This window comes from Streptomyces sp. AC512_CC834 (genome assembly GCF_019049325.1).
Lineage (GTDB): Bacteria > Actinomycetota > Actinomycetes > Streptomycetales > Streptomycetaceae > Streptomyces.
On record NZ_JAGMUO010000097.1, the window covers coordinates 62,226 to 74,865 of the forward strand.

The 12,640-nt window shown below is 70.3% G+C and carries 12 protein-coding genes; 2 read left to right on the plus strand and 10 right to left on the minus strand.

Annotated features, from left to right (window positions below):
- Window positions 1-51: 51 nt before the first annotated feature.
- The 6 genes from KUM40_RS27780 to KUM40_RS27805 all read right to left on the minus strand — a co-directional run bounded on the left by KUM40_RS27780 (window position 52) and on the right by KUM40_RS27805 (window position 6,989).
- Window positions 52-1,086 carry an ABC transporter permease gene (locus KUM40_RS27780; protein WP_217168933.1) on the minus strand — a complete coding sequence of 345 codons (1,035 nt, stop codon included), beginning with the start codon at window positions 1,084-1,086 and terminating at the stop codon, window positions 52-54.
- The gene (locus tag KUM40_RS27785; protein ID WP_217168934.1) at window positions 1,083-2,045 is read right to left on the minus strand and encodes an ABC transporter permease; all 963 of its coding nucleotides are present in this window, start codon (window positions 2,043-2,045) and stop codon (window positions 1,083-1,085) included. Before KUM40_RS27785 ends, KUM40_RS27780 begins: the two co-directional genes overlap by 4 nt.
- Window positions 2,038-3,609 (minus strand): sugar ABC transporter ATP-binding protein, encoded by a 1,572-nt coding sequence (locus KUM40_RS27790; RefSeq protein WP_217168935.1) that lies wholly within the window; start codon window positions 3,607-3,609, stop codon window positions 2,038-2,040. Before KUM40_RS27790 ends, KUM40_RS27785 begins: the two co-directional genes overlap by 8 nt.
- A 68-nt stretch (window positions 3,610-3,677) precedes the next feature.
- Entirely contained in the window at window positions 3,678-4,775 is a 1,098-nt protein-coding gene (locus KUM40_RS27795; RefSeq protein WP_217168936.1) for an ABC transporter substrate-binding protein, read from the minus strand.
- 430 nt (window positions 4,776-5,205) lie between these two features.
- Window positions 5,206-6,237: a LacI family DNA-binding transcriptional regulator gene (locus KUM40_RS27800; protein ID WP_217168937.1), complete on the minus strand. Its 1,032-nt coding sequence runs from the start codon at window positions 6,235-6,237 to the stop codon at window positions 5,206-5,208.
- 191 nt (window positions 6,238-6,428) lie between these two features.
- A complete protein-coding gene (locus tag KUM40_RS27805; protein ID WP_217168938.1) occupies window positions 6,429-6,989 on the minus strand; it encodes a TetR/AcrR family transcriptional regulator in 561 nt (186 codons plus the stop codon).
- Between the two features lie 103 nt (window positions 6,990-7,092).
- Here KUM40_RS27805 and KUM40_RS27810 point away from each other — a divergent pair, with 103 nt between their 5' ends.
- Window positions 7,093-7,788: an alpha/beta fold hydrolase gene (locus KUM40_RS27810; RefSeq protein WP_217168939.1), complete on the plus strand. Its 696-nt coding sequence runs from the start codon at window positions 7,093-7,095 to the stop codon at window positions 7,786-7,788.
- Window positions 7,789-7,892: 104 nt separating this feature from the next.
- On the opposite strand, the gene KUM40_RS27815 is transcribed toward KUM40_RS27810, so the two are convergent.
- Window positions 7,893-9,077: a N(5)-(carboxyethyl)ornithine synthase gene (locus KUM40_RS27815; protein WP_217168940.1), complete on the minus strand. Its 1,185-nt coding sequence runs from the start codon at window positions 9,075-9,077 to the stop codon at window positions 7,893-7,895.
- Between the two features lie 422 nt (window positions 9,078-9,499).
- Between KUM40_RS27815 and KUM40_RS27820 the strand changes: the two genes are divergently transcribed.
- Window positions 9,500-10,591, plus strand: a complete 1,092-nt coding sequence (locus KUM40_RS27820; protein ID WP_308401252.1) for an acyl-CoA desaturase — start codon at window positions 9,500-9,502, stop codon at window positions 10,589-10,591.
- 34 nt (window positions 10,592-10,625) lie between these two features.
- Here the strand turns inward: KUM40_RS27820 and KUM40_RS27825 are convergent, their stop codons facing one another.
- From KUM40_RS27825 to KUM40_RS27835, 3 genes are all read right to left on the minus strand, one after another.
- Window positions 10,626-11,039, minus strand: a complete 414-nt coding sequence (locus KUM40_RS27825) for a DUF4190 domain-containing protein (RefSeq protein WP_217168941.1) — start codon at window positions 11,037-11,039, stop codon at window positions 10,626-10,628.
- Between the two features lie 145 nt (window positions 11,040-11,184).
- Window positions 11,185-11,325, minus strand: a complete 141-nt coding sequence (locus KUM40_RS27830; protein ID WP_254395764.1) for an RICIN domain-containing protein — start codon at window positions 11,323-11,325, stop codon at window positions 11,185-11,187.
- 4 nt (window positions 11,326-11,329) lie between these two features.
- A complete protein-coding gene (locus KUM40_RS27835) occupies window positions 11,330-12,640 on the minus strand; it encodes an MFS transporter (protein WP_217168942.1) in 1,311 nt (436 codons plus the stop codon).

Below are 12,640 nucleotides of genomic sequence, written 5' to 3' on the forward strand. Positions count from 1 at the left end.
CCGGCGAGTGCGGCTCTGCGCACTCGCCGGGACCGCGTCCGGGGCTCCTCGTCACATCAGTTGCCGTCTGCGGCCCAGCCAGGTCTGGGCGATCACCACGAGGGCCAGGAAGCCACCGCTGACGACGAGTTGGTAGGAGGAGTCCAGGGAGCCGATCTGGTTGATGACGTTCTGGATGACCTTCAGGAGCAGCACGCCGACCAGTGAACCGCTGACGTAGCCGAGGCCGCCGGTGAGCAGGGTGCCGCCGATGACGACGGCGGAGATGGCGTCCAGTTCCATGCCGTTGCCGAGGATGGTCACGCCCGAGGCGAGCCAGGCGGCGTTGAGCGCGCCGGCCAGACCGGCCAGCACCCCGGACAGCGTGTAGACGAGGATCTTGGTACGGGCCACGGGCGCGCCCATCAGGGCCGCCGCGTCCTCGTTGCCGCCGACCGCGTACACGTGCTGCCCGAACCGGGTGCGGCGCAGGACGACGGCACCCACGACGAAGAGCGCCAGCGTGATCCACACCGGGTTGCCCAGGCCCAGGGTGGTGCCCTGGCCGAGTTCGGCGAGGACCGACCCCTTGCCGATGAGGTAGGTGTTCGCGCCCTCGTCCGTGAGGGCCAGCATCAGTCCGCGCGCCCCCAGCATGGCGGCCAGCGTGACGATGAAGGGAGCCAGACGGGAGCGGGCGACCAGCAGGCCGTTGACGACGCCGATCGCGCCGCAGACCACGAGGGGCAGCAGCAGCGCCACCAGGGTTCCGTGCCGGGACCCCCAGGCCGCCAGGACGCCGCCGAGGGCGAACAGCGACCCGACGGACAGGTCGATGCCGCCGGTGATGATGACGAAGGTCATGCCGAGGGCGACGATCGCGAGGAACGCCGAACTGGTCGCCATGTTCGAGACGTTGTCGCCGGTGGCGAACGAGTCGAAGCTGAAGGAGGCGACGACCGAGACGATCACCAGCACGGCCAGCGCGCCGTGCTGCTGGACCAGGGCGCTCAGCCGCTCGGAGCGGGCGGAGCCCACCGGGCCGGTGGCGTCCGCGGGTTCGTCGCTCGCGGTGGTCACGGGCGTGTCCGTCTTCGTGACGGTCATCGCTTCCCCCGTCCCCGTGCCGCGTAGACCGCGCACACGATCACTATGGCCTGGGCGATCTGGGTCCACGAGGGCGGCAGATCGTGCTTGATCAGGGTGGCGGTGAGCAACTGGATCAGTACCGCTCCGGCCACGGTGCCGCCGATGTTGACCCGCCCTCCGGTCAGCGGGGTGCCGCCGACCACGACGGCGGTGATGGCGGACAGTTCCATCAGGTTGCCCAGCGAGGTCGGGTCGCTGGCCTGGAGCCGGGCGGTGGCCAGCACGCCCGCCACCGCGGCGAGCAGCGCGCAGGCGATGTACACGATGATCAGCACGCGGCGCACCGGCAGACCGGCGAGCTGGGCGGCGGGGCGACTGTCGCCGATGGCCAGCAACTGGCGGCCGAAGGTGGTCCGGCGGACCACGAACGCGACCAGCAGCGCCAGTACGGCCGCGATCAGGATGAGGTACGGGACACCGGCGATGTCACCGGAACCGAGCGAGGCAAGAGCCGGGTTGCGCAGGTCCTCCAGTTGCGGGAGCAGGACCAGGGCCAGACCTCGGCCGCCGACCATGAGGGCCAGGGTGGCCACGATGGGCTGGACCCCTATGAAGGCGACCAGTGCTCCGTTGGCCAGACCCACACCGGCGGCGAACAGGGCCACCACGAGCAGCGCGGGCACCAGGCCGTACCCGAGGTAGAGCGCGGTCACCGAGGCCGCCAGGGCCATCACCGCGCCGACCGACAGGTCGACGCCCTCGGTGCCGATGACCAGGGCCATGCCCAGCGCGACGATGATGACGGGCGCGACCTGGACGGCCTGGGTGCGGAAGTTCTCCGTGGACAGGAAGTGCGGTGTGATGACGATGTTGACGACCAGGAGCAGGGCCACGCCGGCGTATACGCCGTAGGTCTGCAGCCACTGGAGCAGGCGGGCCTTGTCCAGTGGGGCGGTGCGGAGAGCGGCTTCAGCCATCGGTGGCCGCCTCCTTCACCGCGTCGGGCGCCGGGTCGCGCGCCGGGTCGCCGCCGGCGATCGTGCGCATCAGCCTGTCCTCGTTGACGTCGTCGCCAATCAGTTCGCCGACGACCGCACCGTCCTTCAGTACGACCACGCGGTCGGACCCTTCGATCAGTTCCTCCAGGTCGGAGGAGATGAGCAGGACGCCCAGACCGTCCGCGGCCAGTTCGTCCACGAGTTTTTGGACCTCGGCCTTGGCGCCGACGTCGATGCCGCGGGTGGGCTCGTCCAGGAGCAGCACCTTGGGGTTCATGGCCAGCCAGCGGGCGAGGAGCACCTTCTGCTGGTTTCCGCCGGACAGTTCGCCGACCTTCTGGTGCGGGGAGGATGCCTTGATGCGCAGCCGCGCGATGAAGGTGTCGACGATGCTGTCCACGCGGGCCTCGGAGACGAGGCCGAAGCGGGAGAGCCGGGGCAGCGCCGCGAGCGCTATGTTCTCGCGGACCGACAGGCCCGGGACGATTCCCTCGCTCTTGCGGTCCTCGGGCAGCAGGCTGATCCCCGCGCGGATGGCGGCGGGGGTGGAGCCGCCGCGCAGTGGCGCGCCGGCCACCGTGACCTCGCCCGAGCTCCGCGCCAGGGCACCGGAGATGGCCTTGGCCGTCTCGGTGCGGCCGGAGCCGAGCAGCCCGCCGAGGCCCAGGACCTCCCCGGGGCGGATGCTCACGGACACGTCGTGCAGTGTGTGCGGGACCGTCAGCCCTTCGGCGCGGAGGACCGGTTGCCCGTCGGCGGCGTGGTGGTCGCCGGCGAACTTCGTCGCTCCCTCCGCACGGACCTCGCCGAGGTCCCTGCCGAGCATGGTGGAGACCAGCGCGAGGCGGTCCAGGTCGGCCAGCCTGCCGTGGTGCACGCGGCGTCCGTCGCGCAGCACGGTGACGGTGCTGCACATGGCGTAGAGCTCGTCCAGGCGGTGACTGACGTACACGACGGCGATGCCCGCGTCGCGCAGCCGCCGGATCACCGAGAACAGGGTTTCCACCTCCCGCGGTTCGAGCGAGGAGGTCGGCTCGTCCATGATGACGACCCGCGCGTCCGTCGCCACGGCCCGGGCCAGGGCGACCATCTGCTGGGCCCCGACGCCGAGCGTGCGCAGCGACTGCCGCACGTCCACCCGGACGCCGTACGTGCCGAGTGTCTGCGCGGCCTCCCGGTTCATGCGGGCCACGTCCAGTACGCCGAAGCGGTTGCGCGGCTCGCGGCCCAGGAAGAGGTTGCGGGCCACGCTCAGCAGCGGGATGAGGTTGACCTCTTGGTAGATGGTCGAGATCCCGGCCTTCTGCGCCTCCAGAGGGGTGGCGAAGGAGACCTTGCGGCCCTGGAAGGTGATGTCACCCGCGTCGGGCCGGTAGACGCCGGTGAGCAGCTTGATGAGGGTCGACTTGCCGGCGCCGTTCTCGCCGATCAGGGCGTGGACCTCGCCCGGGTGCAGGGTGAGGTCCACGTCGTCCAGGGCCCGGACCCCTGGGAAGGTCTTGCTGAGTCCGCGGACGGCGAGGACTTCGGCGGGGGGTGCCACCTGTGCCTCCAGGAAGAAAGTGGTGAGAGAGGGCCGGGGGCCCGGGTGTCCGGGCCCCCGGAGGAGGATCAGTAGGCGTTGCCGATGTCCTGCTTGGCGTTGTCGCTGGTGTAGGCGTTGTCCTGGATGATGATGTCCTGGGGGACTTCCTCGCCCTTGGTGAAGGCGTCCAGCGTCTGGAACGCCAGCGGACCGAACCGCGGGTTGGACTCGATGACGCCGCTGATCCAGCCGTCCACGACGCCCTGGACGGCGTTGCGGGTGCCGTCCACCGTGACGATCTTGACGTCGCCGGCCTTCTTGCCGGCGCCCTTGAGGGCGGTCACCGCGCCGAGGCCCATCTCGTCGTTCTCGGCGTAGATGCCCTTGATGCCGGGCTTGGACTGGATGAGCTGCTCGGTGACCTGCTGGCCCTTCTCGCGGGAGAAGTCACCGGTCTGCTCGAAGACGACCTTCAGGTCCGGGGCCTTCTCGGCGATCCGCTCCTTGAAGCCCTTGGTCCGCTCGGTGGTGACGTTGTTTCCGGCGGAACCGAGCAGGATCGCCACCTCGCCCTTGCCTCCGGTCGCCTCGATCATCTGGTCGGCGGCGCGCCTGCCCTGTTCGACGAAGTCGGAGGCGATGAAGGAGACGTAGTCCTTGCAGGGTTCCGCGTTGATCTTGCGGTCGATCGTGATGATCGGCACCTTCTTGGCGGCGGCGGCCTGCAGCACCGGGTCCCAGCCGTCGGAGTTGAGCGGCGCGATCACCAGCAGGTCGGCCCCCTTGGCCAGCAGGTTCTGCACATCGCTGATCTGCTTGGAGAACTTCGACTGGGCGTTGGCCGTCAGCAGCTTCACGCCCCGCTTCTCGGCCTCGTCCTTGATGGACTGGGTCTCCGCGATGCGGAACGGGTTCGCTTCCTTCTCCGACTGCGAGAAGCCGACGGTGGCGTTCTTCAGGTCGATCTTCTCGGCGCCGTAGGCATCGATGGTGCAGGTCTTGCCGCCCGGCTCCGGCGTGACGACCTTCTGCTCGGCGCCTGCGGCGGCCGCCGAGGACTCCTTGCCGCCCGACGCCTCGTCCTCCGACTTCGCGCAGGCGGTCGCGGTCAGGGCGACCGCGGCGGCCAGCGCCACGACCACGGGACGGGCGAGGAGGTGAGGACGGTGAGTGCTGCGCTGCATGGTGACCCCGATCCGGGCGACGCTGAAAGGGAATTGGAGAGCTGAACGCCGCACGGAATCGGCCAGGCCCCCCCGGCGTCGGGCTTGCGTCCGGTGCGCCGCACACAGGTTTTTACATCGTTGCAAGGAGGCTGTAAACCCCCTGCGCACCAGACGGGAGCGGCCGGCGAAGACCGGCACACGACGCGACGGACCAAGCGGCCGACAATTCCCGGGCCCGGGACGGGCCTACCCGCGCGGGACGGGCGCACCCCTCCACCCCACAGGGTGCCGCACGCCTCTTGACTCGCGCCGCAGCTCCGTGAAGACTGAGGCGTCACACTGTGACAACGTTGTCAGCTACGGCCGCAACTACTACGACGACCTGTTCGTCACCGGCACGTACTACGGTCTCCCGCCCGCTGGGCAGGCACCACCGCACCATCCCCGGTCACCCGTTCGGGTGCCCTTCCGCCGCGTGGCGCCCCAGTGTGCTCTCCCGTTCGGCCAGCCGGTAGTCCGCCCGGATGCGCCGCGGTTCGGGAGCGTCGCCGCCGAGCCGGGCGAGGACCGATTCCACCGCGAGGCGGCCGATGGCTCCCTTGTCCGGGGAGACGGACGTGAGGGTCACCGCGCCGAACCGTCCCTCCACCACGTCGTCGAATCCGACCACCGCGATGTCCTCGGGCACCCGCAGTCCCCGCGCGTGGAGCACCCGCATCGCCCCGATGGCCATCGGGTCGTTGTAGGCGAAGACCGCGTCGGGACGCCTTCCTTCGTCGAGGAGCCGGGCCATGGCCGCCGCTCCGTCGGCGTGTCCCCAGCCGTCGGTGGCGGCGACGAGTCCTTCGTCGGTGGGGAGCCCGGCGGCGGCCAGTTCCTCACCCCAGCCGCGCACCCGCAGTTGGGCGGGTTCGTTGCGGCCACGACGGGCACCGATGAACGCGACCTCCCGGCGGCCCAGGCCGACGAGGTGCGCGACGGCCGCGCGTGCGGCGGCGACGTTGTCGATGGCGATGTGGTCGTACGGCAGGTCGTACTCCCGCTCGCCGAGCAGCACCAGCGGTACGTTCTCCGCACGGTCGCGCAGGTCCTCGGTCTCCAGCTCGATCGGGCTGAGGATCAGTCCGTCGATGACCCGTGCCCGAAAGCCCTGGCAGACCAGGAGCTCCTGTTCGCGTCGCCCGCCGGTGTGGTCCAGCAGAACGGTGTAGTCGTGGTCGGCCGCCGTGTCGATGACGGCCGCGGCGAGTTCCGCGAAGTAGGGGTTGCCGAGTTCGGGCAGGGCGAGCGCGATGATGCCCGTACGTCCCGCACGCAGGTGCCGGGCGGTCAGGTTGGGCCGGTAGCCGAGCTCGTCGATGGAGCGCTGGACGCGTTCACGCATCGCGGGCGTGACGTGCCGGAAGTTGTTCACCACGTTGGAGACGGTCTTGATGGAGACCCCCGCGTGCGCGGCGACGTCCTTGAGGCTGACCCGCACGTCATTCCCTTCCTGAGCGGCCCGACTCGGGTGGTCGGTGCGGGTCCGGTGTCGTCACCGTGAGCCGTGAGCCGAGCCCTTGTGCGCTAGTTTTACAACGTTATACATCCGTGTCTTCGCGCTGACAAGGCGGTGGCCGAACAGCCGCGTCGTCCCTTCGCGGAGTGTTCGGGCAAAGGGGGCACGCGGCGCTACCGGCAGCCGGACAGGCGCTCGACCGTGTCGAGGAAGTCGCGGAAGGCCTGGTCGGTGCGGGCGGTGTCGCCGGTGGCGTCGAGATCCATGAGGAGACCGCGGATGACGGCGAGAACGAGCGTCGCGAGATCCGGCCGGCCGATGCTGCGCAGGCCGTCTTCGAGCGGCCCCAGCCAGTCGGTCGTCGCGGTGCGCCGGAAGTCGGGCCACAGCCGCTGCTCCGCACTCTCGCGCAGTTGGCCGAACATCCGCAGGTACGGCCGCCCGTCCGGGCCGGTGATCGAAGTCCAGGCGCGGTCCAGGGTGGCGGTGTAGCGCTCGTCGGGTCGCGCCCGCAGGAGGTCGCCGAATACGTCGAGCTGGCGTTGCCGCGCGTGGCCGAGGACCGCTCGCAGGAGGGCGTCGCGGGTGCCGAAGTGATAGATGAGCATGCGCGGTGAGGTGCCGGTGGCGCCGGCCAGCGGCTCGAGCCGGTCGGGGAGGCCGTGCGCGAGGGCGTGATCAGCGCAGGCGTCCAGCAGCCTCTCCTTGATCTGCGGTTGAGGTCGTCTGCCCACGGCCGAATTTTTTCACGTAACGGTGACTACGTCTACCGTTGATCGTAAGACAGTCGGGGCAGCCGGGACAGCCGTGGCAGACATGGCAGACGTGGAGGTAGCGATGAGGGTCGTGTTCGTGCATGGGGCCTGCGTACGGGACGGGTCGTGGTGGTGGCACCGCACCGCCGAACTGCTGCGGGAGCGAGGCGTGCCGAGCGTGGCCCCGGCGCTGCCGAGCTGCGGCGAGGGGGGCCTGCCCGGCGGGGAGGGCGGTCCGGGTCTGGCCGAGGACGTCGCCGCGGTGCGGCAGGTGCTGCGGGCCGACGACGAGCCGACGGTCGTGGTCGGCCACAGCTACGGCGGCATCGTCACCGCGGAAGCCGCTGCGGGAATCGAGTCGGTACGCCACCTGCTGCTGATCTCCAGCTACCTGCCCGAGGTCGGGCAGAGCATGTCGGAGTTCGGGGACGGCGGTCCCGCCCCGTTCCTCGACGTCGACCCCGACGCCGGCACGTTCGGGGTCCGCCCCGAGCTGCTCGTGGAGACGTTCTTGCAGGACTGCGCCCCGGAGATCCAGGCGCAGGCGGCAAACCGCCTCGCCCGGCAGAGCGTGCGGGTGACCGGGCAGCCGGTCGGGGCGGCCGCATGGCAGCAGGTGCCCTCGACGTACGTCGTCTGCGCCCAGGACCGCGGCACCCCGCCGCACCTGCAGCGCGAGTTCGCCCGCCGGGCCGGCACCGTCGTCGAACTCAAGGCCGGCCACCACCCGTTCCTGTCCCGGCCCGACGAGGTCCGGGATCTGCTGCTGGCCCTGTGACCGGCGGCCGGGGGCGGCACGGGTCGGCCCGGGCCGGCGATCACAGGGCGGATGCCCCCGCTCGCGCGGGGGCGGCAGTGCTTGAGAGCAGCGACGGGTCCGGGTCAGGCCGGCTGTGCGGAGGGGCGCAAGGCCGAGTCATGGGCCGGAGCGGGGAGGTGCGGGTACTCGGTGGACCGGTGCTGGAAGGAGAGGATCTTGGGGTTGAGGACGACTCCGTCGCGGATCTCGACGGCATTCCTGACGGTGGCGTCGCCGTCCCAGGACGCGGGGCCACTCATTACCTTGCGCAGATAGGGCAGCAGGGCCTCACTGATCTCCCAAGTGGCGGAGTTCCACAGATATGACGGGCTGTGGTCCACCCCGTAGTAGTGGCAGCCGGGGCCCACCGTGGTCATCGGTTCCTCGAAGGTGGTCGGGCGGGCCCATTCGAAGCCCATGCCCTCGTCGCAGGAGACATCGACGAACAAGGTCCCGGGCCGGAACAGAGCGAGTTCCTCGTCGGTGACGAACGTCAGAGGCGCGTCGGTGTCCTGCCTTACGCAGTTGACGATGATGTCGAACCCGGACAGATGTTCCGCGAGCGGCACGGGACCCAGCCCGGTGAGCACCTCGAGTCGGGACGGATCGTCCGCCCGTTCCGCGAAGTGACCCATCACGACCGACGGCATCGGGGAGGCCACCGCGGCGGCGGCCCGCTGGGTGAGCACCGTGACGTCCGAGACCCCCATGGCGCCCAGGCCTGTGACCGCCCCGCGGGCCGTGGCGCCGAAGCTGATGACCGCCGCACGCATCCGGCGACCGTAGCTGCCAGTCACTCCGCCGAGCTGCAGGGCGTGCAGAACCGAGGAGTAGCCGGCGAGTTCGTTGTTCTTGTGGAAGACATGGACACTGAAAGCGCCCGTGGAGGTCCAGTGGTTCATTGCCTCCCAGGCGATGAGGGTGAGTCGTCGGTCGATGCCGAGCTGGGTCATCCGCTCGTCCTGCACGCAGTGCGGCCAGCCCCACAGCACCTTGCCCTCGGGCAGTTGGGCGACGTCCTCGTGCATCGGCTTGGGCAGGAGCAGTACATCGCACTCGGCCAGGAGCTGCCCGCGGGAGCGCAGTCCGCCCACCAGCGGACGCAGCGTGTCGTCGCCGACACCGAACCGCTGACCGTAGCCCTCCTCGAGGAAGACCTTGGCGCGTACGTCGGGTGCGATCCGGTCGAGGTGATCGGGATGCAGGGGCAGTCGGAACTCGTTCTCCTTGCGGGAGGAGGCGAGCACGCCGAGGCTCAGTAGGCTCATACGCGTCCTTGTATATGGGTATATGGGTGTACAGGTGTACGGGATCGGGTCCGGATCGAGCCGAATCGGTCGGGGCCGGGCACCGGCTCCGGGCAGCCGGAGAGGGGGAGACGCCCGCATGTGCCCGGAGAGCTGGGAGGTCCCGCTGTCGCCGGGTGCGGAAGAGGTTCTGGGATGGGGCGCGACGCCGTTACGGATGACGGCATACGAGGTGCGCCCAGTGGCGCAACTGTACTCCCTTACCAGGGACCCTCCTCTCCGGGGCAGGAACGTATCCGGCAGGCCGTTCGTTGTGGTGAGAGGTGAGCGGGCGCCGTGTCGTGTTCGGGGTTCCCTCCGACCGCCGGCGGCCAGGCAACCCGGAGCCGCACGACTGCGTGCTTCCACGAGCCCCGCCCCCGCCCTCCGCGAGAAGGTAGAACGTGACCGCAAAGACCATCGACCGGGGCGACGGCCCGGCGGACCCCGCCCGCATGACGAAACCTCCGTCCACCGGCCGCGGGAGCGACTTCGCCGCCCTGTCCCGCGAGGTGAAACAGAGCGGGCTGCTGAGGCGTCGTCCGGTCTACTACTCCGTCAAAGTGGGGGCGAACCTGCTCCTGCTGGCCGCGGGATGGACAGCCTTCGCCCTGCTCGGGCAGTCGTGGTGGCAGCTCATCACCGCCGCCTTCCTCGCGGTGATGTTCACCCAGACCGCCTTCATCGGGCACGACGCCGGCCACCACCAGATCGCCACCTCCAAGCGGGTCAACAACCTGCTCGGCCGCGTCCACGCCGACCTGCTGGTCGGCCTCAGCTACGGCTGGTGGATCAACAAGCACAGCCGGCACCACGCCCACCCCAACCACGTCGACCGCGACCCCGACATCGCCGACGGAGCGATCGCCTTCACCGAGGACCAGGCCCGGGTCCGCCGGGGAGCGTACGCCTGGCTCGGCCGCCATCAGGCCTGGCTCTTCTTCCCCATGCTGCTGCTGGAGGGACTCGCCCTGCACGTCGCCGGTGTACGGGCGACGTTCGACGGCACCGGCAGGCGTACGGGGCGGGCGACCAGACTGGCCGAGGCGGGCATGTTGACGACGCACATCGTCGGCTATCTCGTCGCCCTGTTCTGGTTCCTGACCCCCTTGCAGGCCGTGGTCTTCCTCCTGGTGCACCAGGGGCTCTTCGGTCTGTACATGGGGTGCTCATTCGCTCCCAACCACAAGGGAATGGCCCTGTTCGGCAAGAGCGACAAGGTCGACTTCCTGCGCCGCCAGGTGCTGACGTCGCGCAACATCCGCGGCCACCGGCTGACCGACCTGGCACTTGGCGGACTGAACTACCAGATCGAGCACCATCTGTTCCCGTCCATGCCGCGGCCCAGCCTGCGCCATGCCCAGGAGCTCGTACGCGCGTTCTGCGCCCGGCACGGCATCGCGTACCACGAGACGGGGCTCTTGGACTCGTACGCACAGGTACTGAGGCATCTGCACGCCGTCGGCGGGCCACTGCGGCCCGAGCTGGAGTACTGACCTTTCGTCGCGGGCCGCCGGACCGCCTCTCGGGTCAGTTGTTGACGTCCTCGTTGAAGTCGTCGGCGCAGGCGTCTCGCTCGCTCTGGCTGTCGGCGTGCTGGACGCAGTCGTCGAAGTCCTTGAACTCGTCCGAGTTCAGGATCGATGCGCCGATCGCGATGATCACCACGGACGCGATCACTCCGAGCGCGCCGAGCACCGCCGCGACGACGGACATCGCCCGGTGAGGGGCGCGACCGCCGCGAGCCCTGCGGGCACCGATGATGCCGAAGATCAACGCCAGGAGACCGAGCACCACACCGCCGATGACGGTCCAGAAGAGGAGGACGGCCAGGATTCCGAGGACCAACGCGGCGATCGCCATCCCGTTGCCGCGCCTGGCGCCGGCGCCCTGGTGCGCCTGTGTGGACTGCTCCGGAGTTGCGGGGTGTTCGGGGAAGGACACGTCGTCACACTCATCTCTGGTTCTGATCGGGTGAGTTGCCGTGCCTTTGCGACTGCCCCGTGACGCGCGACGGATGCCTTCGACACGCGGCGACCGGCACCGGCGCCCGTCGAAGGTGAGGCGGACCCGTTCGGTGGAGGGGATTTCAGCCGGTCGTCAGCGTGAAGGTCTGCGCGGCGGACTGCGAGCAGGACCGCCGGGACAGGCGGGCTCCGTCTGCGGTGGCACCGGAGCCGCCGTCCACGTCCCAGACCTTCCCGTTGTGCCGGTTGATGACTGTGCACACGCGCTCAGGGCTTCGAAGGCTCTTCGACCGCGGCGTCCGGCGCGCCAGGCCCGGTGCTCCGGCCGGCCTGTCGCAGCGCGTCCTCGTCGGTTCGGGCGTCGTAACTGAGCAGCTTGGGCAGTGCGGTGGCGAGCAGGCCCACCGTGGCGACGCAGGCGACCCCGCCGGTCCAGATCGCCGGGCGGGCGCCGGTCCAGCCGGCCATCGCCCCGGAGCGGACCTGGCCGAGTTGCGGGCCGATGCTGTAGGAGAGGACCTCGATGCCGGCGAGCCGGCCGCGCAGCCGGTCGGGAATGGTCTGGTTCCAGATGGTCGAGCGGCCCAGGCCGCTCAGCATGTCGCCCGCTCCCGCCAGCGCGAGGCACGCCAGCACGAGCCAGATGTTCGCCGTCCAGCCGGCCGCCGCGATGGCCAGGCCCCAGCCGGCCGCGCCGAACACCACCAGCAGTCCGTGGCGACGGGTCCGGGACACCCAGCCGCTGGTGAGGCTGACGAGCAGGGATCCGACGGCTCCCGCGGAGTACATCAGCCCCAGCGCCCAGTCGGCGTCGAGTTCGTCGGCGAGGAAGGGGAAGATGGTGTTCGGGAAGGCGAAGAACATGGCCGCCAGGTCGACGGCGTACGTGCCCAGGAGTACCGGGCGCGACCACGCGTACCTGGCGCCTTCCGCGATGCCGCGCAGGGACGGCTTGGCCGCGTGTTCGACGGGCGGGGCGGGCGAGAGCCGACGGCACATCAGCACCGACGCGAGGAAGCAGACGACCGTGGTGGCGTACGCGGGGACGTTGCCGGCGTACGCCACGACCAGGCCGGCCAGGGCGGGCCCGCCGATCGCGCCGGCCTGCCAGCGCAGAGCGTTCAGGGCGGCCGCGGCGGGGAGCTGGTCGTGCGGGACGATGCGGGCCAGCAACGAGTCCAGTGCGGGCCGTTGGAGTCCGGCGAGCGCCGCCACGCCCGCCGCCACGACGTACAGCGGCCACAGCATGGGCCGCGGCAGCAGCGCGTTCAGCAGCAGGACGGCTGCCAGCAGCCCCAGTCCCGCCTCGGTCAGGACGATGACCTTGCGGCGGTCCACCGCGTCGGCGAGTGCCCCGCCATAGAGTCCGAAGACCACCAGCGGCACGAGTTCGACGGCACCCATGACGCCGACCGCGAGCGGTGAACCGGTCAGGTCCTTGATCTGGAGCGGCAGCGCGATCAGCGCCATCACGCTGCCGAGGTAGGTGACCAGGCCCTGCACCCACAGGAGACGGAAGTCCCGGGAGGAGCGCCAGGGCGCGAGGTCGGGCAGCAGTGCGGCGAGCTTCGGGGGCAT